Source organism: Acidobacteriota bacterium, assembly GCA_009691245.1.
Classification (GTDB): Bacteria; Acidobacteriota; Terriglobia; order 2-12-FULL-54-10; family 2-12-FULL-54-10; genus SHUM01.
Window position 1 is genome coordinate 37,416 of record SHUM01000014.1, and the last position, 25,120, is coordinate 62,535.

17 protein-coding genes and 1 tRNA gene are annotated in these 25,120 nt (G+C 58.8%); 7 read left to right on the top strand and 11 right to left on the bottom strand.

The window, feature by feature from the left end; all coding sequences use genetic code 11:
• Positions 1 to 143: 143 nt before the first annotated feature.
• From EXQ56_05245 to EXQ56_05270, 6 genes are all read right to left on the bottom strand, one after another.
• On the bottom strand, positions 144 to 3,386 hold the full coding sequence (locus EXQ56_05245) for a TonB-dependent receptor (protein ID MSO19861.1): 3,243 nt from the start codon (positions 3,384 to 3,386) through the stop codon (positions 144 to 146).
• 230 nt (positions 3,387 to 3,616) lie between these two features.
• Entirely contained in the window at positions 3,617 to 5,278 is a 1,662-nt protein-coding gene (locus EXQ56_05250; GenBank protein MSO19862.1) for a hypothetical protein, read from the bottom strand.
• A gap of 137 nt (positions 5,279 to 5,415) precedes the next feature.
• On the bottom strand, positions 5,416 to 6,627 hold the full coding sequence (locus EXQ56_05255; GenBank protein ID MSO19863.1) for a photosynthetic reaction center cytochrome c subunit: 1,212 nt from the start codon (positions 6,625 to 6,627) through the stop codon (positions 5,416 to 5,418).
• Between the two features lie 146 nt (positions 6,628 to 6,773).
• The gene (locus tag EXQ56_05260; GenBank protein ID MSO19864.1) at positions 6,774 to 7,427 is read right to left on the bottom strand and encodes a c-type cytochrome; all 654 of its coding nucleotides are present in this window, start codon (positions 7,425 to 7,427) and stop codon (positions 6,774 to 6,776) included.
• Positions 7,408 to 8,667, bottom strand: coding sequence for a sulfite dehydrogenase (gene soxC, locus EXQ56_05265; protein MSO19865.1), 1,260 nt, complete (start codon positions 8,665 to 8,667; stop codon positions 7,408 to 7,410). The genes EXQ56_05260 and soxC overlap by 20 nt, the downstream gene beginning before the upstream one ends.
• Positions 8,668 to 8,755: 88 nt before the next feature.
• The gene (locus EXQ56_05270) at positions 8,756 to 10,708 is read right to left on the bottom strand and encodes a hypothetical protein (protein ID MSO19866.1); all 1,953 of its coding nucleotides are present in this window, start codon (positions 10,706 to 10,708) and stop codon (positions 8,756 to 8,758) included.
• Positions 10,709 to 11,318: 610 nt separating this feature from the next.
• Between EXQ56_05270 and EXQ56_05275 the strand changes: the two genes are divergently transcribed.
• Positions 11,319 to 11,678, top strand: coding sequence for a hypothetical protein (locus EXQ56_05275; protein MSO19867.1), 360 nt, complete (start codon positions 11,319 to 11,321; stop codon positions 11,676 to 11,678).
• A 66-nt stretch (positions 11,679 to 11,744) separates the two neighbouring features.
• On the opposite strand, the gene EXQ56_05280 is transcribed toward EXQ56_05275, so the two are convergent.
• Positions 11,745 to 12,341 carry a hypothetical protein gene (locus EXQ56_05280; protein MSO19868.1) on the bottom strand — a complete coding sequence of 199 codons (597 nt, stop codon included), beginning with the start codon at positions 12,339 to 12,341 and terminating at the stop codon, positions 11,745 to 11,747.
• Positions 12,342 to 12,519: 178 nt separating this feature from the next.
• On the opposite strand from EXQ56_05280, the gene EXQ56_05285 reads away from it, so the two are divergent.
• The 6 genes from EXQ56_05285 to EXQ56_05310 all read left to right on the top strand — a co-directional run bounded on the left by EXQ56_05285 (position 12,520) and on the right by EXQ56_05310 (position 23,870).
• Positions 12,520 to 15,876 (top strand): TonB-dependent receptor, encoded by a 3,357-nt coding sequence (locus EXQ56_05285; GenBank protein MSO19869.1) that lies wholly within the window; start codon positions 12,520 to 12,522, stop codon positions 15,874 to 15,876.
• 24 nt (positions 15,877 to 15,900) lie between these two features.
• The gene (locus EXQ56_05290) at positions 15,901 to 17,868 is read left to right on the top strand and encodes a hypothetical protein (protein MSO19870.1); all 1,968 of its coding nucleotides are present in this window, start codon (positions 15,901 to 15,903) and stop codon (positions 17,866 to 17,868) included.
• A gap of 237 nt (positions 17,869 to 18,105) precedes the next feature.
• Positions 18,106 to 20,085 carry a hypothetical protein gene (locus EXQ56_05295; protein MSO19871.1) on the top strand — a complete coding sequence of 660 codons (1,980 nt, stop codon included), beginning with the start codon at positions 18,106 to 18,108 and terminating at the stop codon, positions 20,083 to 20,085.
• A 77-nt stretch (positions 20,086 to 20,162) separates the two neighbouring features.
• Positions 20,163 to 21,620, top strand: a complete 1,458-nt coding sequence (locus EXQ56_05300; protein MSO19872.1) for a tetratricopeptide repeat protein — start codon at positions 20,163 to 20,165, stop codon at positions 21,618 to 21,620.
• Positions 21,621 to 21,641: 21 nt separating this feature from the next.
• A complete protein-coding gene (locus EXQ56_05305; protein ID MSO19873.1) occupies positions 21,642 to 23,069 on the top strand; it encodes a hypothetical protein in 1,428 nt (475 codons plus the stop codon).
• Positions 23,070 to 23,870, top strand: a complete 801-nt coding sequence (locus tag EXQ56_05310; GenBank protein MSO19874.1) for a hypothetical protein — start codon at positions 23,070 to 23,072, stop codon at positions 23,868 to 23,870.
• Positions 23,871 to 23,905: 35 nt separating this feature from the next.
• Here the strand turns inward: EXQ56_05310 and EXQ56_05315 are convergent.
• The 4 genes from EXQ56_05315 to EXQ56_05330 form a co-directional block, all read right to left on the bottom strand.
• A tRNA-Gly gene (locus EXQ56_05315) sits at positions 23,906 to 23,978 on the bottom strand.
• Complete coding sequence (locus tag EXQ56_05320; protein MSO19875.1) at positions 23,960 to 24,214, bottom strand: GIY-YIG nuclease family protein; 255 nt, start codon at positions 24,212 to 24,214, stop codon at positions 23,960 to 23,962. Before EXQ56_05320 ends, EXQ56_05315 begins: the two co-directional genes overlap by 19 nt.
• A 253-nt stretch (positions 24,215 to 24,467) precedes the next feature.
• Positions 24,468 to 24,776, bottom strand: a complete 309-nt coding sequence (locus EXQ56_05325; GenBank protein ID MSO19876.1) for a GIY-YIG nuclease family protein — start codon at positions 24,774 to 24,776, stop codon at positions 24,468 to 24,470.
• 136 nt (positions 24,777 to 24,912) lie between these two features.
• Complete coding sequence (locus EXQ56_05330; protein MSO19877.1) at positions 24,913 to 25,092, bottom strand: hypothetical protein; 180 nt, start codon at positions 25,090 to 25,092, stop codon at positions 24,913 to 24,915.
• Positions 25,093 to 25,120: the final 28 nt, after the last annotated feature.

The window sequence follows — 25,120 nt, forward strand, 5'->3', positions numbered from 1 at the left end:
TGCTTTGACTTTACAACTTGCCGCGGTTACACATCCAGCGAAAAGCCCGCGCCATCCCGAGATACGGGATGACACGGCTACCAATGCGGTAATGTCTTTGCTCTGGTAGCCGCGTCAAACTGTATTTTTGGCGCGGGATTTTCCTAAAAGGTATAGCGCAGGTTGAACTGCATCTGGCGCGCCGAGCTGGACAGCTCCTGAATGACTCCCGCGTTGCCGGCATGGTTCAGGCGCGCGGTATTGCCACCCTGCGCGGGTTGCGCGCCGCTGAAGACGGTGCGATTCGGCAGGCCGAAATTGGTGCGGTTCAGCAGATTGAACCACTCCATGCGATAGGTGAGCGTGTGGCCTTCCAGGATGCGGAAGTTTTTCACCAGCGAGAAATTTACGTTGGCGCGGCCCGGGCCAATCAGCGTGTTGCGCCCCAGGCCGCCGTAGAAACCGGCGAGTGGATCGCTGAACGCGCAGGGATCGAAGTAGCGAGTCTCCGGTCCCAGCTTTTCTCCGGCCTTTATAACCGGAACCACGGCGCCTGCCGCAACCGCGGCGACGCCGCAACTGCCTGTGACTCCCGCGATGGGATTGTTGCTGTCGCCCGCCTGATTCGGACGATCCGGCGCGCCGGAGTTTCCGTCATTCGAGCGGTTCGATCCGATCAGCACGGTAAACGGATTGCCCGTCGCGGCGGAGAAGATGCCGCTGGCCTCCCAGCCATTCAGAATTGTTGAGGCCACGCCGCTCATCGGGAACGTAGGCACTCGATACGTTCCGTTGATGGCCAGCGCGTGGCGCTGATGCTGCGAGGCGAGACTGCGGTCGCCGCCGCGATCAAACGGGATGAGCGTAGAGTCCGGCGTGTTGGCGGTCAGCGCGGCCTGCCACGCGCCGGAGTCGGTGATGGCGCTCGAATAGGTGTAGCTGGCCTGCAGGTTGAGGTTCTGCGACTGGCGCTTGTTGAACTGGACTTGCAGAGAATCGTAATTCTGTTGCGCGTCGGTCTGCACCACGCGGATGGCGCCGAACGCCGGGTTGTAGCGCGGCGCGGCGGCCAGCGGCGAATATTGTGGACGACCGTCGGCGCCGAAAGTCGGGATGCGCGTGTTCAAGCTGGTTTGGCGCACCCAGTGCACGCCGCGCGATCCGCCGTAGCCCACGGCCAGCACCATGCCCGGGCCAACCTGCTGCTCGGCGGTCAGGTTGAATTGATAGACAGTCGGCGTCTGCGGCTTCGGTCCCCACACGCGCAGGTCAATCGAGCCCGCCGGCGGATTGGTGATGTTGGCCTTGGGGAAGCCCGTGATCGGCGTTGGGTTGTTGATGCTCAAATTGGTGATCAGCCCGGAGCGCGAGTAGAGCGAATAGAATCTGCCGCTCGAAAATTGATTGTGATAGATGCCTGCGCCGCCGCGCAGCACGGTCTTGCCCGACTCGCCGAACGGCGTCCATGCGAAACCGAAGCGTGGAGCGAAGTTCTTCAGCGAAGGATTCTCGAGCCATCCCGGCCCGCGGGTAACCGCGGTGTCGCGCAGAAGATCCACAATGGTGGCCTGATTGCCGTGAACTTCCGTGGGAACGGAAACAAATTCATAGCGCAATCCGAAATTGAAGTTGAGATGATTGGTGGCTTTCACGTCATCCTGCAGATACACCGCGGTCATCCACTGGCGCAGCCCCTGCACGGGGTCCGAATCAAGCGATTGCGCCTCGAACCGTGTCGGAATCCCTTGCAGGAACCCGGTGACGCTGCCAAAGGTGTATCGGCTCTGCGAAGAGTAAACGTAATTGTTGTTCTGCTGGCGCTGCAGGTTGAAGCCCATGCGCAGCGAGTGCGCGCCGGTGTGGTAATCCACCGCATCGGAAATCTCCCAGACATTCTGGATGAATCCCGAGGGCGCGGCGTTCTGATGGCCCAAATTGCCGATGGTGGCGTCCTGTCCGCCGGTAACCGTAAAGGAGAGGTTCCAATCACGGCCGGGCACAAAGGCCAGCGCGGCGTCGTCCGGCTGCGCGGCATTATTCAGAAGCGGGTTGGTGCGGTTGAATGACACGCGGAAGACATTCAGAAAATTGCTGGTGGCAATGGTCTTCCACTCGAGCGTGGAGAACGTATTACGCGAGGTGAGCAACGCCAGATAGGGATCAAACGTTGCCACGCTGCTGGCTTCGGTGTCGTCAATTGTCATCCGGCCGAACAGGTAATGCTTGTTGGAAAACTGATGGTCGATGCGCAGACTGCCGTAGTCCTCGCGCGTGGGGTTCGATCCCGCCGAGGAATACTCCGCCGTGCCGTCGCCATAGTCACGCCCGTTCGGCAAGGGATAGTGATCCAGATACGGACGGACCGAGGGCGCCACGCCGACGTTTGCGGCTCCCACCAGCCCGCGATGCGCGCCTTCGCTGGGCACAGTGCGGAAATTCAGGCTCTGCAGTCGTTCGCGCAATCCTTCGTAAGCGGTGAAGAAAAATGTGCGGTCGCGGATCACCGGTCCGCCCACCGTGCCGCCAAATTGATTGCGCCGAAATGGCGGAAGGTCTTTGCCTGCCTTGTTGTCCAGATAACTGGGCGAGTCGAAGATATCGTTGCGCAGAAATTCAAAGGCGCTGCCGTGGAAGACATTCGCTCCGGAGCGCGTAACGGCGCTGATGACGCCGCCGGCGGTGCGGCCGTATTCGGCGGAGTAGTTGCGCGTGTATACGCGGAACTCGAGGATGGCATCCACGCCGAGGTTGTTGCCCGCCACGCTCCCCGGCGTGTTGCCGGCGTGGTCGCGGATGTCGGTGCCGTCGAGCAGAAACGAGACGAAGTCGCCCGGCGTGCCGCCCACCGACATGCGCCCGCCCGCGCCGGTTACGACTTTAGCGATGGTGCCGGTGCTGGAATTTGTGTATTGCACGACGCCGGGTTGCAGATAAGCCAGCGCATCATAGCTGCGCCCATTGAGCGGCAGCTCGCGAATCGCCTTGTCGCCCACCAGGCCGGAAAGTTCCGCGGTGGTAGTCTGCACTAGCGGCACTTCGGCGATCACGTTCACGCTTTCTGTAACTTGACCGACTTCGAGCGCCAGATCGACCACGATCTCACTGCCTACGCTGAGCGCGACATTTTCGCGCACGGCCGTGCGGAAACCCGCCGCGCCAGCCTGCACGGAGTATGCACCAGGCTCGAGCGCCGCCAGACGGAAGCGTCCCGCGCTATCGGCCACTGAGCTGCGCACGCGGCCCGTCTCCTGCTGCTTCACCTGCACGCCGGCGCCGGGCAGCACCGCGCCGGATGAATCGCGCACCGTGCCGGAGATGGTGCCCAGCGGCCCTTGCGCCAATAACGGCGCCACGCCCACGCACAGCACCAGCGTTAGCACGCCAACATGTTGCCTGAAATACAGCATCGGGAGCCTCCCAAATTTCTCTCATCTGACTGACTAGCCGGCTTGCCGCCAGCTTCTGTTATGTCGATCATCTTACCATACGGGCGCGGTTGTAATGAGTATTGGATCATTGCACATTGTCATTCCGAGCGTAGCGAGGAATCTGCTTTCCAACCAAGCTATGAAAAGCAGATTCCTCGCTACGCTCGGAATGACAAAATCAAAGGAGGCGCCGGAACCTCAAATGTTTGCTACTCTGCGAACTCGATGAAGCCGACGCGCACGCCGGACCACCAGATTCGCCGCGGGTTCACCGGATCGACGAATACGCGGCGCGGCGCCAGCCCCTTGGTGGGCAGCGGATACTCGTGGAACTGCACTGACTTGGGGTCAAAGCTGGCGATGGCGTCGCCCTCGCGTTCGCTGAACCAGACCAGGCCCGTGCGGCGGTCCACGTCCACGCCATACGGCCCCACGCCGGGCGTGGGCACATCGTACTCAGTGAACTCGCCAGTGCGATAGTCCACGTGGAACAACTTGTTGGAGTCCTGCGCGCCCACCCACAAGTTGCCCTCGGCGTCCGAGCCCATGCGGCGAAAATCCACACCGTGCGCATTCACCCGATAGGTGATCAGTTTGCCGCCCTTGGTGTCCACGCGATTAACCGCGTTGTCGTAGTTGCCCGTGGTCCACACGCTCGGCTCACCGTCGATTGCTCCACCAATGGCGATGCCATAAGGATGCGATCCCTTCGGCGTGGGATAGGCGGTGATCTCGCCCGTGGTGATGTCCATGCGGATGACGCGGCTCGACGAGTTGCCGGTGGCCCACAAGTAATTTCCCACAAAGCGCATGGTGTTCAGCGGCGAACGGAATCTCGGCGGCGCGGCAATGGGGAACTCCTGGAACTGCTTCGTCGACGGCGTGTAACGTAGCAGCACGGCGTCCGGCGTGGGACCGTTGTCGAGTATCCAAAGATTCTTCTGCGCGTCCTCGGCGATCTGCGCCAGCACACGCGGCTTGGCCCCGGCGGGCGCGGTCAGCGGCGCGTAATCGAGCGTCTGGCCATCGATGCGCCCGAACCTGCCGCCCTGCTCTTCGCTGATCAGCAGATTGCCCTGCGAGTCAATCCCGGCCTCGTAGCTCTTTGCGCCGAAGTCAAACTCGACGGCGGTTACCTTGCTGTGCGCGCGGTCCTGCAGAGGGTGCGGCAGATGCGCCGTCGGCCCGCGCGGCGGCGTGGCGTTAGGGTCGCTAAACGGCGGGCGGTCCATGCCGAAATTCTTACTGAGATAGTCGAGCACCACCGCGTACTCGCGCGAAGTCAGCGGCTTAAAGTTGTGCGGCTTCCACAGATCAGGCCGCTCATCGATGAACCAGCTCATGCGCTCCACGGTCTTGGCCCACTGCTCCGGCGTATGCCGCGTCGGCACGATGCGATCCAGATAATGGCAGTGGATGCAGTGGCTGATGATGAGCTGCTTGCCCTCGCCCTCGGGCATGGCGGGCGAGTAGTCGTCGTTGGTGAGACGCCTGTCCGGCGGCAGCACGGACCGTGCGATGTTCAAGGTGAGACCGGCCTCGCTGGCCGCATCGGCCTTGATGTTCACCGCCGCCGCGATGGCGCTCTGTGACTCCTCGGCAAACGCCTGCGCCACATACGATCCGGCGGGTAACATCGGCGTGCGATACGCGCCGTCCGCCTGACTGACGACGAGAATTGTCTGGCCCGGCTGTACGCTGCTCACGCGCACAAACGCTCCGGCCACGGGCTTGCCTGCGGCGTCCTTCACCACGCCGCCCAGCGTCTGCGGCGGCCCCTGCGGCGCGCGGCTGCAAGCGGTGAGCAGAAGCACAGCAACCAGCGCGCTCATCATGTTCCATCCGCGTCCGCATTTTAATTTGTTTCGCATGATCTTCTTCCCACTATGCAATGTTCTTAATTCCGCGATCCAAACCGAGCCGCGACCGTAAGGGAGCGGTGGTTAGGTTTGAATCAAGACCAACCACCGCTCCCTTACGGTCGCGGCTCGGTTAAAACGCTGCTCTGTTAGCGGTACAGCGACGGCGGCGGATTGGGCAGCGCAAACTGCGCCGCATCCACCGCGACATTCTGCCGCACGCGATTCAATTGATACGCCACACGCACGCCACGCACTAGCGTTACATCCCAATGGAACGGAACCTTTACGCCGTCTACGTCCCGATAATCGGAGTAATCAATGCGGCTGGGCATGCGGCCCGCGGTGGAGTCCACATAGTACATGGTGCGTAGCAGCAGGCCGGTCGCGGCGTCAAAGCTCAACTCCACAAGCGGCAGAAATTCCGTGCGGCCGGCAAGCACAATCGCGTCACGCCCATTCACGTTTTCGCGGCGATTGACGAGCAGATCGCGCAGCAACTGCTCCACGCGCCGCGGCAGATTGAGCAAGTCCTCGAGTTGCGCCGCGTCGCGCCGCCAGCCGAACATTAGGCGGACCGGACCATTGCTTTCGCGCATCCAGCCTTGCGCTCCGTTCACCACTCCGAAAGCCTGCGCGCTATTGCCCAGGTGCGAGACAGTAAAGCCCTTGGTGAGGCGCTGGTCCGGAGCCTGAGAAAAACCCTGGACTGCAACCACCTGATTCCGATTACTGAGAATGGTGAGCGAGCCTTCCTCCACGCGCGAGGTGTTCTTCTGCACCGCGCCAGAGCTGCCCAGCGCGTTGACATATTTGTCCAGCACCTGGCGAAGCGAAGGCAGCGCGTCCTGTACGGAGGGTGAAACGACTTCGGGCGTCCGCTCACCGGTGCGATCCAAATTAATTGCCGCGACCGGCGCCGCGCTGCCGCGATGGCAGGTGAAGCAACTGATCACGTTGCGACCGCCGAAGCTGCGCTGGTTCAGGTCGCGCACCATGCGGATCATATCGCGCGCGATGTCTTTATTGGGATTGCCCTCAACATCGCGGTCGCCACTGGCGCTGTGGCAATGCTCGCACTCGACGCCCAGCGCCTCGGACATGACCTGCATGCCGGGAATCACTTCGCCATAGGGAACGCCATTCAATGCCGTAATATTGGCGTAAACTTGCTCGGCAGTCTTGTTCGACGGCTTTCCTAAAGCAGGATTGGGAGGCGGTGGAATATATCCCATTTTAGGTGGAGGTATGGGAGTAAATTGAGGCGGCGCAGGAGCCAATTCTCTTTGTGCCACCACCAGCGTGGCAATGAATGTGGCCCATATCGCCAGCAGCCCGATGCTGAGTGTCGCGGACTTCATAGGAAAGCAGGTTCCTCGCTACGCTCGGAGTGACAAACCAAGTAGTAACTCAGCCGATGGGCCCGCCGTACGCTCTCCTGCGGAATTCAGAATCTGGAATTCGGAATTCAGGCTCCGCCACTCGTGGCCACTGTGAGACAAGAAAACTACCTACAGGTGCCCACGCGGCAGCGCTGCTTGTTGATGTCCTCCAACTTTGCGGGTAGGAAGCCATCGCGATTGGGCATCTTTACTTTGGGCAGTGACTTCGCGTCGATCAAGTCACTTTCCTGAATGAGTTCGTTGCGATGCAAAATGAAAGCGGTGAGTGAGTAGGCTTCATCGTCAGTGAGTGACCCGCCCTGGCCGGGCGGCATGGCGCGCTTGACGTAGTCCCAGATCGGCGGCGCGAACGGCCAGAAACTTCCGATAGTGCGATCCGGTTGCGCGGTGCCGATGCTGCCCTTGCCGCCGGCCAGGCTGGGAGCGTTCTTTGTCCCTTCGAGCTTCGCGCCGTGGCAACCAGCGCAGCGGCGCGCGTAGAGTTCCGCGCCCTTGCCTGAAGTCCCGCTGCCCGCGGGCAGGCCCTGGCCATCAGGAGAAATCGAAGTTCCCAATCGGCGCATTTCCTCGTCCGTGGGCGCGCGGCCCATTTCATAAGCCGGCCCTTGTGCCTGCGCAGGCATCACCCATGGCGCGGCGCAGAGCCACAGCACAACGGCGACTAACACGCAGGAGCAACTGCGCAGTGAGTGACTACAAACCATGTAACTACGGACCAAGTGACTATCCAGTGAGTGACTACGCATCCCAGAAGGCATTGGTCACGCTCCCATCCGTGTTGACGCGCCAGGGTTGAATCGCATTAAAGTGAATGACGCTGTTAGTGGTTTTTTGGAAGTAGTCAGGAGTCACTCCCCAGGTCTCGGCGAACTCACTCAACGACGGCTGACGGACATTCTGATCGTCGGTGCAGCGCGATTGCAGAACCGCCTGCTGTCCGGTCCATTTCCAGGAGAGGCGAAAACGCGTATGGGCCTTTGGCAACAGCGGCTGCTGGAGCTGCGCGTCCTGCCAATTGCGGCCGCCATCAACGGAAATTTCCACGCGGCGGATAGTCCCCAGCCCCGACCAGGCGAGCCCATTGATTTCGTAGAACCCCTTCGCGCGCATCTGCTGTCCGCCCGAGGGATTGGTGATGACCGACTTCGGGCCCATCTCCGTATTGAACCAGCGGGCCTTGCCGTCGGCGCGCAGGCTGGCGTTGGTGCCCAGCTCGATCTGAGTCAGGAACGGCTGGTCGCCCACTTGCAGGCGCCGCAGCCACTTCACGTTGCGCACGCCCTCCCAACCGGGCGCCAGCAGGCGCAGCGGGTAGCCCTGATCGGGCCGGATCGCTTCGCCGTTCTGTCCGTAGGCGAGCAGCGTATCGTCCATCGCTTTTTCAAGCGTGATGTTCATGGCGTGGCGTACGCGGTCAGCGGACTCGGCCAGCAGCCACGCCGCGCCCTTCTTGACGCCCGCTTCCTTCAATACCGTGGAGAGCAGCACGCCGGTCCACTCGCTGCAACTCGACTTGCCGAAACGAAGTTGCGCGGTCGACCACTTCCAGCGGTCGCGCGTGGGCGCAGTGTTGGCCACGCATTCGATGAAGTGAATGCGCGAAACCGACGGCAGCCGCTTCAATTCCTCCATCGAGAACACCAGCGGACGATCGACCATGCCGTGAATCATGAGCTGGTGATCGTCCGGATTGATGTCCGGCGGCGTGATGCCACGAGTGAAGACATAATGGAGCGAGGATGGCGTGATGATTCCGGTTTGATCCGAGAGCGGCGAAAACGTGCTGGGCCCACCGCCCTCGGCCCAATTGCGCAGCGGCTTCTCGTGCGACGACCGCGATCCATAGGCCCGCGGGTCCTGCGCGGGATCGGCGGAAAGCTTCTCCGGGATCTGCCCAAGGCTTTGTCCCGGCTCAGGGACGAAACCGCCTGCGACCAATCCAGCCATCGCCGTGCTGGCCCGTAAGAAGCGTCTTCGAGTTGTCCTGTTTTTAGTCATTAACTAATCCTATCTACATTTGTTCGGCGTCCCAGTTCTACCGCAATCTGCTTGTAGATTCAAGTAGATTGGATTTCCGGAAAGGCATCTAATGAAGCTCAGCCAGGGCGGGGGCCAGATCGGGGTGATGATAAACGACCTTGCCGCCAACCCAGGTCATCAGTACTTGGGTACGGCTGATTTCCTCCGTCGGAACAGTTAAAAAATCCCGGTCGAGCAGAATCAAGTCGGCCCATTTGCCGGGTTCAATGGTCCCAAGTTCCTTCTCTTTCAGCGTATATTCAGCGCCCCAACGAGTCATGCTACGCAAAACGTCATGGCGATCCAAAGCTTCCGCTGGGTTCCAAACTCGCCCCGAGACAGAGTCCTTCCGTGTCAACATCGTTTGCAGGTACAGGAATAGCAGTGGACCGCCGTCGTGGCCATCGGTATGAAATGCTGGATGCAAGCCAGCCTTCACTAACGACTTGAGCGGCACTACCAACTGCGCCAGCTTCTCCGCATCACGGTTTCTCGCGGCGAAGTCCGCGCGCAGAACGTACTTTGTGGTGCAGGTCCAGACGACTCCGAGATGCAACCCTTTGATCATCTGATCGGGGCGAGGATTGGCGGCGCAGTGGTCGATGGCGTGCCTCTTTTGCCGGACCTGCTCGATGGTCATGCCAGCCTCTTCGCTCGCCCGCTCGATCAGCATCAAGATGTAGTCCGTTGCCAAGTCGCCATGATTGTGGAATCCTCCAATGCGCCATCCCCGGCGCACCGCGGCGTAGATGCGGTCCCAGTGTTCACCGCCGGGCAGCAGCGAGCATTGCGGTTGAGTCAGACCAAAATCCCTGGGGATCAACGGAACGGTCGAGCACATGGGTCCCGCCATGTCGGAATCCGCCGAGCCGCCGTAAATTCCGGTGATCCAGAGATGCGGAGAACCCGTGCCCTCCACATTCGCCGGCATGAGGGCGGCAACTTCCGGCGTCATGTTTTCCACGGAGTAAGCCAACCGGATAGGCATCTCGCCCCTGCGATCCAGCAACGCGAAGGCGGCGTGCGCCGTGGCATCCAGCTTCGAGGCCCAGGTGGTCACGCCATAGGAAGCCCATTCCTCAAGTTCCTTCTTGTAAGCTTTGGCAAGCAACTCCGTGCGACGAGCCAAGCTGAACGCGGGGACGCGCGCGGCGGGAATTGCCAGGTTGTGAACGGACCCAGCGCCCAACCGCCCGGTAGGCTCGCCGTTCCCATCCAACTCGGCATTCAGCAGCTTCAGTGGGAATCGGGCGAGCAGCAGGCTCAAACCCGCCGAGTTCACTAAATCGAAGTTCACATTGTTCATCCGCACCAGCAGTGGCCGGTTGGAAACGATGCGATCCAGCGCGCGTCGATCCACCTTGTCACCAAAATCGATACTCGAATCAAATTCTCCCGGCTGAACTTCGTACACCAGCCACGGAAGTTCTTTTTCCGGTGGGTCGGCCTGAATCCGCTTGCCCATTTGGTCCAATATCTCGTTGACGCTGCCCGCTTCGACCACATGGGGATTGGCAATTTCAGGCGCTACTTCGAGGGCAGAATGGTACAGCGCGTAATCCATCAGGTGGACGTGGGTGTCGATGATTCCGGGCAAGATGGTTCGTCCCGCTAAATCGATCACTCGAGTCTGCGGACCACGCAACGCCAGCACTTCCTGGTTGCGTCCGACGACGGCGATTCGGCCATCTGAAATAGCGAGTGCCTCGCCGATGCTGAAGGAGTCATCCACGGTGACGATTTTGCCGTTGTGGAGAATCAGATCAGGGCGAGATGATGTTTGCGATTGCAGCACCGCGGGGAGCGTGAACAGGAAGAGGCTGAGTACTGCCGCCACCCGTCCGGATCGCAACAAAGTAAAGTACAGAATACGCCTCGGAATGCGCCCATTGTCGTTGGCCGGATTACGGAGCGCATAAAGTGCAGGCGGCTGTTTCATGAATCGGGCCTCTCTCTCTCCGTCGGCCACCGCTGGAAATAGTGGATTACGCGGCGGCAGGACATGCATAGGACATGGCACTTGATACTCCGACCCGTGGGACAAGTCAAGCCACAATAATGGCGGGTGGTGGGTCAGTTTGAATAAGTTGTCGATGGTGCTTAAGTGGGGCAGGCATTCCTGCCTGCCCTTAAGAGGACAGGTCTGGAGACCTGTCCCTACCTTAGAGCGCAAACTGACCCACTACCTGATGGCGAAGTTCGCGCATCCAATTCCCATCCTGGAGAGTTCAATGTCGGCAGCCGCATCGGACTGTTGGCGCGAGCATTTCATACGAAGGTCATGGAACAATCATTCGGAAGGGAGCAACAATGCATCGGACATCTGAACTAGTGTAAACCAGGTAAACTCGGGTTGATGGCGGGTCTGCTTTGTCTGGCCTGGGGAGCGCAACAAGTTGCCGCGCAGAGCACGTATACGCCGGGCGCGTATCGCGCGCCTCGCTATCCGCAAGTGAAAGCGAATTACACAATTGTGGAAGGATACGCAGCTTCCGGGACATCCCGGGCCAGGCGTCAACAAACTGTGGGTGATCGCCATCGGCACCAACCCCAAAGGCATTCGCACCAAGAGCTTTCAGGACGCGGGCGGCTCATGGGAGCGCTCGCGCTCCGGCGTGATTCACTGAGGCATGGGCTCGCGCACCGGCTTTGTCATGGAAAAACTGATGCCCGGTGAGTGGGAGGCATTTCATGAGAAGAACGACGTGCCTTCCGGCCATCTGCACATCCATACCTACTTCACGACCATAGATGTTACGACAGCCGACGGCCGCGTCATTCGTCTGCTCGACAAAGGCCGGCTGACGGTGCTCGATGACCCCAAGGTGCGGCAGGTGGCGGCGAAGTATGGCGACCCGGACGTGATTCTGCAGGAAGTCCGGAACCCCGCCATGCCCGGCATCAACGTTCTCGGCAACTACATGGAGGACTACGGAAAGGATCCCGTCTCCTACATCAAGAAAGAATTCATCAACAACTATAAGTACTAGACCATTTTTCGGGATAGTGTATCCGAGCCACGCCATTACTGGCGCGGCTCCGATTTGGTCACAGCATCAGCAAATATTCTTTAGTGGGTGAAGAAGAAACAGACAACCCTCGGCCCCGAGTTCGGCGCCGAAGGCGCGAACGTCGGGCATGAGATCGCTTGACCCCGGACGGAAGGCTTCCGCGGAAGTGGTCAGCGTAATCATCGCGGGACGGGCGTTGGAGCCCACGCGCAGACTCAAGTAAGCCAGCAACCCCCCGGAAATGCTGGTCGCGGACGGATCGGAAAGCTCCGCGGGAATCGTCACGGTCGAGGTGTCGATGCCATTCGCGTTCTTCGCCGTCGTCACATCCGCGCTGAATTTCAATCTTCCGTTGTCGCCCGCAAGGCCAGCCTCCACCTTGTCAAACTTCACGTTGGCGCTCACGAAAGTCACTTTCAATCTCACTCGGCCAACGGCAATGGACTCTGGCGGAGTGAAATAGATGGGCACCAGCGCCGCTTGCTCCGGCTGTCCGGAAGTCTTGCCAAGCGTAATGCGCATGGTCTTCTGGACATTGATCTCCGACTCCTGCGCGGAGGCGATGGCGAACACTGGGGCCAGAGCCAGCAATCGTGGGCCAACCAGCACGGCCACGCTTAGACTGCGCCATACAGCCATCATTTGAAGCCCTCTCTGAGCATCAAACATCCACCCACCCGGCGCGGACACTGCATTTGTTAATTACACCAGACATATCATCTACTAATGACAATCTGCACAATCAGCTTGACTTAGGTACCCAACGCGAGTAAAAAAGTCTCACCACTTTGCTATCGATCAAATTGTCCGAGCCTTAAAGATGTATCTTCAGGAGGTCCACATCATGCGAACCGCAACGGCCACATTTGTGAGTGCGCTCATGTTGTTTTGGGTATGTTTGGCGGAAGCTCAACTTACCACCGGAACCATCAGCGGATCGGCCACCGATCCCAGTGGAGCCCTGGTGCCCGGCGCCAACGTCACGGTGAAGAATCTGGAGACTGGCATCTCCCGCAGCACCGTAACCGGAGGCAGTGGCCGCTATGAAGTTCCCAATCTCCCGGTGGGAAATTATGAAGTAAGCGCGGAGATGAACGGATTCAAGAAAACCATTCGCAGCGGAATCGAGCTGACCGTGGGTCGCACAGCGGTGGTGGATATGGCCCTGCAGGTGGGCGAAGTCACGCAAGCGGTAACCGTAACTGACGAAGTATCGCTGGTGGAAACCGCGTCGGCCACCGTATCCAGTTTGGTGGATGAGAAGAAGGTCGCCGACCTGCCGCTCAACAACCGCGATCTGACGCAACTGGTCTTCCTGCAACCCGGAGTGCTGCAAGTGCCTAGGGAGCAGGGGAATATTGGTTATCGCAGCGGCATGGGAGCCACCTTCTCGGTGGGTGGCGCGCGCGGCAACCAGAACACCTTTTTGCTGGATGGCATGTCCAACTCCGACCCGTCAGGAAACGCGGCGGGCGCCGCCCAGTCTTATATCGGCGCCGAGACGGTGAAGGAATTTCAGATCATCATCAACAATTATTCCGCCGAATACCAAAGTTTGCCCGGCGCCATTGTCAGCGCCGTAACCAAGTCGGGGACCAACACACTGCACGGCTCGATCTTTGAATATGCGCGCAATGACAACTTCGATGCCACCAAGTGGGACAACAAGATTGTTCCTTTGGCCGCCGGACAGAAATCCGTCAAGAATGAGTTCAAGCGGAATCAGTTTGGCGGAGCGATCGGCGGGCCCATTGTCAGGGACCACACTTTTTACTTCGCCAGCTATGAAGGGTTGCGCGAACGCCAGGCGGCCAGCGACACCGCTTTTGTGCCGACCGTTGCCGCCCGGCAGGGGATATTGCCGATCACCACTTCACTGACGGCGGCCAATTGCACGGCTTCAAGCGGCGTGGTGGACCTGGCCAACGCAGTCTGCGCGCTGCCCGTGGCGGCATCGGTCCGGGCGCATCTGGCGCTATGGCCCGTTCCTGGAGTGGGGAACACCATGGGCAATTCCGATAACGGGCGCGTTGAAATTTTCGGCGTGCAGCGCGCGCCGGTCAATGACGACTACGTGAACGGGAAAATCGATCACCAGTTTGCGGGGCAGAGAGCCGGATTCATCTCCGGGACTTTCAGCTTTGATGACGCCAACCGCGACATCCTGCGCATGTTGGGCGACTTGGCGAACCGCGGCACGCTATCCAGAAAGTATGTTCTCGCCTTCAAGCACACTAGCGTGCTGACTCCCGCGACCATCAATGAATTTGGCTTTGGATTCAATCGCACCAATATCATTGGGGAAATTCCCCTGGATGGCGATTCGGACATCGCCGGGCTGGCCTTCCTCCCCGGCGCGAAGCGGCTCGGGCAGTTGAGCGTCGGGAACATCGCCAGCCTCGGTTACTCCAACAGCGAAGCGCCCACCTTGGAACGAACGATTTCCCTCAAGGACGGATTGTCGCTCAGCCGCGGCAACCATTCCTTCCGCACCGGGGTCGAACTCCAACTGATTCGCGACGAGGACAACAGTTGTCCTCCGGGATGCTACGGCAACTATAACTTTCAGGATCTCCGCCGCTTCATTACCGGCGTGGTGCGCCGCTATGATGCGCTGCTGCCAACGGCAGCGGGATTTCCGGGCTTTAAGATGAAGCAGTCGCTTTTCGGGGCGTACTTCCAGGACGATTACCGGATCATGAATTCGCTCACGCTGAATCTAGGGATGCGTTATGAGTTTGTTACCATTCCCAAAGAGGTCAATGGTAATCTCCGCATCATGAAACGATTTGAGGATCCGGCGCTGGTGCCCGGCCCGTTCTTTGCGAGCAATCCCACGACCAAGAGTTTCAGCCCACGATTCGGGTTTGCCTACGCTCCCGGTTCGCGCAAGACCTCCATCCGCGGCGGCGCGGGAATCTTTTACGATCACCCGATGCTCTATGAGACCCGCACTAATCTTGGCGAGATGCCGCCGTTCCGCTCGGTCGGTCAAGTGAGCATTGACAATCCCGGCACGCCGGCCATCCCGTTTCCCAACGGCTACGGCGCCATCACCTCGCCGAACGTGACGCTGACGACGAACCTGCGCACCGCGCAATGGAATATCGATACAACCTACATCTACCGCTGGAACCTGACGCTACAACGCGAGATCATGGGCGACTGGCTGGTCTCGGCGGGCTACACCGGTTCACGCGCCGTGCATCTGTGGAACCAGTACGTGCCCAACCTGAACAAGTGGATCGGGTGGCCCAATCAGCCGACCGGCGCGAAGTACTTCCCAGCGACGAATGAGGCCGGCTTCGGCGGTCGTATTCAACCGAACTTCGCGCAGATTCGCTGGCAGGCTTCCAATGGCAGCAGCTACCATCACGGTCTGGCCTTGAGCGGTCAACGGCGCCTCCGCAACGGCCTGCAATTCCAGATCTCCTACAACTTCGCCAAGACCATCGATCAAGGCACCGACGTTACCGGCGGAGAACTGGGAACCAATCAGCGGACTCTCTACATGTGGGACACGCACCTGCTGAAGGCGCTTTCCTCGCAGGATGTCCGGCACGCCTTTACGGCCAACTATTCCTACGAGCTGCCCCTGGCAAGAGGAAGAACAGGCATCGCAGGAGCCATTGCCAAAGGGTGGCAGTTGAACGGCATCATCACTCTGACCTCCGGCTATCCGCTCACCATCGTGGACTCCAACTCCGCTCAATTGACGCGCATGGCGGAAAACGGCGGCTTGGCCGTGAATATGATTCCCAATGGAGACAGCAATCCCACCGTGGGGACCACGGCCGGATGCGGCACGGGCACGAGCGCCGTGACGGGTGGACAGACTCTGGGCGCGGCTCACAGAAGCGGCGGCATTCTCTATTACGACCCCTGCCAGTTTGAAGCTTCGACGCTCGGCTACTACGGCACTCTGGGACGCAACACGTTGATCACTCCCGGCCTGGCCTCAACTGATTTTTCATTGTTCAAGAACTTCGATCTTTCCGAGGGGCGGCGCTTCCAATTCCGGGCTGAACTGTTCAACGTGTTGAATCGCGTGAACCTTTCAATTCCCGATACAACTCCGCTGGATGCCAATGGCATCCGGGACTCCGCTGCTGGCCGGATCAACGCCACCCGTGGCTCGGCCCGCCAGATCCAGTTTGCATTGAAGTATATTTTTTAGCAGGCGCGCGATGGAGCGCTGCGAATGCAAGGTCAAAAGCTGTTGGAGGTGGATGTGTCTGATCTGAGCAGGCTAAAGCGATTTGCATTCCTCATTATGTTACTGGCGGGGACCGGCATCCTGCGGGCGCAGCAGACCGTCAACGTGCCCGCCGAGATGGTTCAGTACCCTGACCTGATCATCTTCAACGGCAAGATCGTCACCATGGACGACACCACTCCCACCGGACCTGTCGGAAAAATCGTGGAGGCCATGGCCATTCGCGGCGACCGCATCCAGTTTCTTGGGAGCAGCCAGCAGGTGCAGCGCTATGCCGGCCCGCAGACCCGCAAGATCGATCTGAAGGGCAGGACGGTGGTGCCGGGATTGATCGACACGCACAACCACTTGCATGATTCGTTCATCGGCGCATGGGCGCGCAAGAACCCGCAGGAAGTGCTGCGCTTCCGCAAATCGTTCAGCGTTACGGGAAAGACATTCGAGGATTTGACGAAGGGCATCGAGCTGGTCATCAAGGAGCAGATGGCCAGCGCGCCGCCGGAACAGTGGGCCACCATCAGCCTGCCGGGCCGAGGCCCCAACGGACTGGGCATCGGCACCGTTTACATGACCGAGAAGACGATGACGCGCGAGAAGCTGGATGCGCTCGCGCCCACGCGCCCGGTGGCCGTCGATACCGAGTCCGCGTTCCTGCTCAACACGGCCGGGCGCGATGCCTATATGAAGATGTTCGAGGTGGACCCGACCGCAGAGAACGAGGCCAGCACACTGCTCAATCCGCAGATCGGCCGCACGCTGATCACCGAGCAGTATTTCCGGACCCGCGTCCCGCTCCTCGCCAATATTGTGGAGGACGGGCTGAAACATTTTGCCGCCCTGGGATTCACCACGTTCAGCTCGCATATCGTGGGATTCCCGATTCACGATGCGTATACGAAGCTGGCACGTGAAAACCGTCTGCCCGTGCGTTTTGGATTCGCGCATCGCTACTGTCAGGTGATGGCGGTGGACATCTCGGGCTGTTTCGCGCGGCTGGGCGATATGGCGGGATTTGGTAACGACTACTTCTGGAACGTGGGCGTAACACTCGGCGGGCTGGATAGTGACGCGCCGGGCATATGCAGCACGATGGAGGCCGTCCCGCAGATCAAGGCCATGGAGGATTGCCGCTTCATGCCCGGCACGCCGTATCACGATGCCATCTACACTGCGTTCCGCTCGCATCTGCGCTATGTGGTTAATCACGTAATGGGCGACCGGAGCATGGACATCTTCCTGGATATTGTCGACAAGGCCATGAAGGATGATCCCAGCATGGATTTAAACTACATCCGCTCGCTGCGCCTGAGTTCGGACCACTGCGGATTCTATCCGCGACAAGACCAAATTCCTCGTATGGCGAAATTTGGAATGCATTTTAGCTGCGGCCCCAAAGAGATCGACGACATGGGCAGCTACATTCCCAAGATTTATGCGGAACGCTATGCCAAGCAAATTGAGCCGATCAAGAGCATGTTGGCCGGGGGACTCATCGTGGCCAACGAAGGCGCCGGCAACGGCCTGGACGACGTGAACCCCACGGCATTCGCGCGGTACTTTCCCTTCATCAGCCGCAAGCGTACCAATGGCGTGTTGATCGCGCCGGAAGAAGCGATTGACCGCGTGCAACTGCTCAAGATGTCCACTTCATTCGCCGCTTCCTACCTGATGCGGGAGAAGGAAATTGGAACACTCGAACCCGGCAAGATGGCCGACTTCGTGGTCTTCAACAAGGACTACTTCACCATCCCGGAAGCGGAGATTACCAGCGTGGTTCCGCTGATGGTGGTAACGGGCGGCAAGACCATTGTGCTGCGCGACGAATACGCCAAGGAAGCAGGCATGCCCGCCGTGGGTCCTCAGCTCAAGTTCAGTTACGAAGTGCCCAGGGCTAACGCGCAAGCGCGAGACGGCGACGCCATGGACGCCACCGAGTTGCTCAGACGTAATTAGTGAGGATCGCAAATAGTTGTGCGCCGGTTCTCCGTCAGGGCACGACTTTAGTCGTGCCGACGCAGGCTGATTTGAATGAGGCTTTAACCCCTGAGATGTGTCCCTCGGCGGTTAGAACCGCTGGGTTGCAAGTGGGTTTTCGGCACGGCTAAAGTCGTGCCCTGACGGGGAACTTGCGCGCGCTATTATGTGATAGTCGGTATTTCTAGTTTGCAGTGTGGAGTCGAGGAGGGTCCCATGTTCGGAGCCATGTTCGAAGTAAGTCAGACAGTGAGATTGCTTTCATTGAGTCTGTTGCTGATGGTGACGGGAGTCGTCCAGGCGCAAAATACGCTGACGGTACCGGCGGAGCTGGTGCAGTTTCCAGAGATGATTATTCATAATGCAAAAATTGTTACCATGGACGACACAGCGCCCAATGGCACGGTGGGCAGCACCTTCCAGGCAATGGCGATTCGCGGTGACACCATCTACCTGCTGGGCACCGACGCGCAAGTCCTGCGTCTGGCCGGTCCGCAGACGCGCAAGATCGATCTGAAAGGCCGCACCGTGGTGCCCGGACTGATCAACACCCACAATCATCTTCATGGCGGCTACATCTCCAACTGGCTCAAGAAATTTCCAGAAGAAGAAGCCAAAATGCGGGCCCTGCAAAATCGCAGAAACTTTAGCGTAACGGGAAAGAGCTTTGACGAGTTGACGAAAGGAATTGAGCTGGTAATCAAAGAGAAGATGGCGGACGCTCCGCCGACCCAGTGGGCGGCCATCTCCGTTCCCTCGCGCGGCAAGTACGGCTTCGGCATCGGCACTCCCTACGTAATCGACGGAGGAATCACGCGTCAGGACCTGGATACGCTGGCTCCCCAGCGCCCCGTCTCGGTTAGTGGCGAGGGTGTCGAGCTAATGAACACGGCCGCGCGCAACGCATTGCTGGACCTGTTCCGGCTGGATCACACCGATGAGGCCGAATACTACACCATGATCGGTTCCGGCGGCGACACTCCATCGAATGTCTCTACCGGCGAAGGCTTCACAGAACAGTTTTGGGCATCCCGCGTTCCTATGATGGCCGACGGTCTCGAAGATGGATTGAAGCATTTCGCGGCGCTGGGCTGGACGGGATTCAGCTCGCATATTATCGGCTTGCGCATCTATGACGCCTATTTAAAGCTGGCGCGCGAAGGACGTATGCCGGTACGCTTTGGCTACGCCGACCGCAACTGCCAGATCATGGTGGTGGATATTCCGGCATGCTTCTCCCGCAAGCAAGACATCGCCGGAGTGGGCGACAAATATTTCTGGAACGTCGGCGTTACTCTCGGCGCGCTCGATCATGACGCCCCAACCATCTGCCACACCATGGAGGCCAGTCCCAAAATTAATGCCTTGCAGAAGTGCTATGCGGAGCCGGGCGGACCTTACAACGAAGCCATCTACACGGCCATCCGCCAGCGCCTGCGCTACGTGGTGAACCATGTGATGGGCGACAAGAGCATGGACCAGTTCATGGACATCATCGAGCGGGCGATGAAGGACGATCCAGGCATCACGCTCGAACATATCCGTTCGCTACGCCTGAGCGCGGACCACTGTGGATGGTACCCGCGCCTCGATCAGATTCCGCGCCTGGCAAAGTTCAACGTTCAACTCAGTTGCGGTCCCAAGGAGATTGACGATCAAGGAGCCTTCATCCCTAAAATTTTCGGGGAGAAATATGCGAATCGAATTGGGCCCATGCAGAGCGTGTTCAAAGGAGGCGTGATTGTCTCGGTGGAAGAGACGCAGGCGGATGGTCTGGAAAATCCCGCGCCGACCACCTTCGCGCGCGTGTACCCATATATTACTCGCAAGCGGTCCGATGGCGTTTCCATCGCGCCGGAGGAGGCCATCAACCGAATCCAATTGATGAAGATGATGACCTCGAATCCATCGCTATTTATGATGAAAGAGAAAGAAATTGGGACACTGGAAAAGGGCAAGCTGGCGGATTTCGTGGTTCTCAGCAAGGACTACTTCTCCATTCCAGAGGCGGACATTCCAACCGTCTATCCATTGATGACCGTAGTGGGCGGCAAGATGATCGTGCTGCGCGACGAGCTGGCGCGAGACATCGGCCTAACCGCCGTGGGACCGCAACTCAACTTCATCTCCAAGGCTCCAGGAAGGGAAGACCGCGACGATTGGATTCCCAGCGCGGAGTATTTTACGGAGCAGTAGTGTAGAGTCCATCACATGTTGAGCGGGGCGCGGCTGCAAGTGTTACCGCGCCCCTTTTTCAATCAGGAGACACTCCCATGAAGATGTTTCAGGCATGGGTTATGCTGGCCCTGCTATGGTGGCCCCTAACCGGAGCGTGGGCTCAGGAAGAGCTTTGGAAGCAGCAAATGAGCGCTGCTTCCGATGCCCTCCAGAAAAACGACATGCGCGAAGCCATGCTCGCTTTTCGCGCCGCCATCCGGGAAGCGGAAAAGTTGGGGCTGGAAGACTCGCGTCTGGCCAGCACTTTGGCGCTGGCCGCCACCTTCCTGATTTCGCAGCAACAGTTTGCCGAGGCGGAATCGTTCCTTCAACAATCCCTGTCGATCCGCGAAAAAAGTTTAGGGTTGGATCATCCTGAGGTGGCCGCCACGTTGGATCGTATCGCGAGCTTCTACGAAGGTCAGGGAAGTCGCGCTCCGGCCGAAACTGCGCTACTCCGATCGCTCAAAATTCGTGAACAACAGTTTGGCGGAGAGCATCGCGAAGTGGATGCCAGTATCAATCGGCTGGCTATAATGTATGACGCGCAAGGCCGCTACGACGAAGCCGAACCACTACTGAAACGTTCCCTTGCGATTCGCGAAAAGCTTCTGGGACTGGATGATCCTTTGGTGGCCGCGACCATGAACAACCTCGGCGTGGTGTATCACAACAAGGCCAATCTGGCTGAGGCCGATTCGTTCATCCGTCGCGCCTTGCAAATTCGAGAGAAGCATTTCGGCGAGCGGCATATGGAAACGGACAACAGTATTAGCAGCCTGGCTGGCGTCTACAGCGATCAGGGCCGCTACGCGGAAGCGGAAAAGTTACTGACACGGTCCATGATCATCCGCGAAAATTCCTTGGGCGTGAAGAATCCCATGGACCCGATGATCGCCGCGGGTTTGAAAGAACTGGCCGCGGTGCGCATGGCGTTGGGAAAATTCCCCGAAAGCCAAGGCCCGCTGGAACGCGCCTTGATTATCGAGGAGAAGCTTCTCAGTAAGGAGCATCCGCTTTTGGCGGTGACCTTAACCGACCTGGCTCGCGTGCACCAAAATCAGAAGCACTACGCAGACGCTGAAAAATCACTGAAGCGCGCCCTGGCGATCCAGGAAGCGACTTCAGGGCCAGAGCACTTGAGCGTCACCGCCACGCTCAACTCGTTGTCGGAGGTGTTCGCGAGCCAAGGGCTCTACGGCAGCGCGGACCCACTACTGAAGCGTTCGCAGGCGATTCTGGAGAAATCCGGGCCGGAGGGGCAACTGAATCTCGCCGCCACCTTGGATCTGCGGGGGAAACTCTATTCCGCCCAGAAAAAATACAAAGATGCGGAACCTTTTTTCAAACGCTCATTGGAAGTTGCCGAAAAAACTCTTGGAGCGAATCACCCGTTTTTGGCGGAGATATTGATGCACTATGGTGATCTGTTGCGCAAGACGTCTCGAGCGGGCGAGGCAGCGAGTTTCGAGACCCGCGCCGCAAGTCTCCGAACCACGCAACAGACCAGGTAGGCAATGCAGCTGGGAGGCCCGATGCTTCATCATTCGCGTTTCAGTCCCGGATACGCTCGCATTGCTGGAGTGTGCTTCGTGGTGTTCGTCGCTGGCTGGATATTGTTCGCCGGCAGAGATGGATGGAGGGAAGGGAGCCTCGGCTCTCAGGTTGCTGCGCGCAAACCCCGCGGACAAGCCCAGCTCGTTTCGATTCAGCCGCTCCCGGAGATGAGCGGGGCCATCTGCGACTTGGCGCCAGCCGCGGCTTCGACCTCGCTGCGAACCGCGATGCAGGAAGCACGGCAGACTGCTTCTCCGGATGCGAGTGAGCAGTTGGAGATTCAGAAGCGGCCTCCTTTGCGGGTGATCCGCGATCCTTATTCCGCGTTCAGCTCCGTGGCCGTGGACCCCATACGCGATGAGGTGATCTTCACCGACGAGAATCTCTTCCAGTTGGTGGTCTATGATCGCTTGGCCAACACGCCTGCGTCGGCCAAGATGACCGAACCCAAGAGGATCATCGGCGGATTGAATACCAAGATCGAGTTCAATTGCCACGTCTACATCGATCCGAAAACCGGTGACCTGTACACCATCAGCCACGATTCGGACGGCATGCCGATGACTGTTTTCAACCGGCAGGCCAAGGGCGATGTGCCGCCGACCCGGGAGCTTGACGTGCCCAAGGGCACCTACGGAATTGCGGTGGACGAAGTGGCCGAGGAAATGTTTTTTGCCATCGAGCATGATTCGGCCGTCTCAGTCTACAGGAAATATGCGGAGAAGGATGAAGCCCCGATTCGCCTGATTCAAGGCGACAGGACATTGCTGGGCGACGCTCACGGAATCGCTCTCGACACCAGGAAGCAATTGATGTTTGTCAGCAACTACGGATACTCATCGAGCCGCGCCGCCGCGCCGCCGGGGGGAGCGGGGAGACGGCGGAGGAGCGAGGAGAAACCGAACTGGCCGCTGCAACGCAGCGTCGCGATTCCCGGCACGGGCAAAATCCTTCAGCCTTCCATCAATGTCTATCCCATCAAGGCGCATGGAGACATCCCGCCCCTGCGGATCATTCAGGGACCGAAAACACAAATCAACATGCCGTCGCACTTGTTCATGGATGAGGGGAACAACGAACTCTTTGTAGCCAACGATATGGGCAACTCTATTCTGGTGTTCGATGCCTCCGCCAGCGGAGACATAGCCCCCAAGCGCGTGCTGAAGGGGCCCAAGACGATGATCCAGAACCCCACCGGGGTGTTTGTGGACTTGAAGAACGATGAGCTTTGGGTGGCCAACTTCGGTTCCCGCGCGGCCACCGTCTTCAAGCGAATGGCGGCGGGAGATACTGCTCCGCTGCGCATCATCCGCAACGGCCCCCTCGATGCTCCCGGCCTGATGATCGGCAATCCGGGTGCGGTGGGATATGACACCAAACGCGAAGAGATTCTGGTTCCTAACTGAGTGATGCATCCGCAGATTGCGGTCTTCGCCAGGCTGGCGAATGGCGCGCCCAAACCGGTGCGGCAGATTCATGGACAGAAAACAATGTTATCGCGGACGGTCCACGCAATTGCCTATGATGAGATTCACGATGAGATCGTGGTGCCCAATCAATTCGCGCAGGCCATTCTGACATTTCGCGGAGGAGCGAATGGGGAAGAGCCGCCGCTGCGCATCATTAACGGTTCGCTGACGCAATTAGAGGCCCCGGACCGGCTGGGAATTGATCCGGTGAATAACGAAATACTTGTTCCGGAAAGTGGGCGCGTGCTGGTCTATCCCCGCGAGGCGAACGGCAACTCGGCCCCCAGCCGCATCCTGGAAACCGAAGGCGGCATGGGCGGATCGGTTGCGGTGGACTCGCTCAATAATCTGCTGGTCACTGCTGGATCGTCAATCAAGATATTCAGCCGCTCAGGCAAAGGGAAAGTCCAGCCACTACGAATCATCGGCGGACCCAAAACGCGCGATATGATCAATGGCAGCAAGAATATCGTTCTGCATCCGGCACGTGGATGGATCGTGGTGGCTAACCAGGGCGTCAACAGCCATCCCCCGATTGACTACTCCGAGGGATCATTCGTCGGCGTTTGGAGCATTCACGATAGCGGCGACGTTCCGCCCAGGTGGACCATCGGCGGCCCCCATGGCGCACTGCGCCAGGCGCGTGGCGTAGCGCTGGATCTCAAGAATAAGTCTGTCATTGTCTCAGACAAATATCTGAATGCAGCTTTAACGTATTACTTTCCGGAAATGTTTTGAATCGGAATGCAGCAGAAAGAACAGTCTGTCTGGAATGGTAGGCGCGTGGGGACTCGAACCCCAGACCTTCCCGATGGCATCGGGACGCTCTAACCGTGCGCGGAACCTGCAATCAGCTGATCCATTGCTTGGCGCGATTTCCAACTTTTCACCTGACGCTCCCGCTGCCTGGCTAGCGGCAAACTCTCGTACGCTTCCTGATAGACCAGTATCCAGGGTCCACGCCCACGAGTATAGGCGCTGTGTCCGCGCGCATGTTCACTCAGCCGACGAACCAAATCATTCGTGGACCCAATGTAGAACCGGTCCGCTGTCTGACTCTTCAATATGTACAGGTGTGCCATGCAAAATCGGAATGGTAGGCGCGTGGGGACTCGAACCCCAGACCTCCACCGTGTCAATTTTGAGCAACCAACCCTAAAACCTAATGCTTGCCTTGCTTTACCGCGATTTGCTCGTCAGCAAAACCCCTCCAAACGGAGGGTTTTGTTGACGAGTTGTTGACGCTATTGTTGACGAGTTTACGGTAGAGGTCTAGGTAGCGGTCAAAAGGCAGAATGGTGAATGCCCTCGCGGATACTTCCGGGAGGCAGTGTCTTAAGACTTCGTTGACGATGTTTCTAGCTTTGGCTTGAATTTGGGCCAGCGGTTGTAGCCAATGGCGGGATCATTAGATCGCAAAGACTCGATAAACTCGCGTTCCTTCTGATTTACCTCAGCGTTGGTGGCGGTATCCGATTCCCACAGAAGTTGCTTTCTAGCCGTGAAATCGCGGCGCTGTTCGGGAGTGAAGTCCGCTGCCATTAGCTTACTATTGACGCTGCCGAAGTAGATGATGGTGTCCGTTATGTCCCGACCCACGTAAATTTTGCCATTGGGGTACGTGATCTTATACACGACTTTCATGCCCATGACAGCCATCCTCCGAAATCTCTAAATAGCAACTGCGGCACGCGCTCCAGTGTGCCGCACGATGAAGAATTGCTTTCAACGCAGTTTTAGGACAATACCCTCTTAGGCTGTCCGGTGCAAACCATCCGCCCTACCTTGCTTTGCCATGCTTGACCCCCTTCTTTTTCCCGCTGCCTTTGGGCCGTCCGCCTTTTTTGCCATTCTCGCGGGCAATCTCCTGCAATCGCTCAATACCAAACCGCTTCAACCGGGCCTTGTAGCTTCGCTTGCCTAGCCAGCTTGTGAATTTCTGAAGTTCTGATTTCTTCATAGATAGATCCTCAATTGTTGAGGTTATT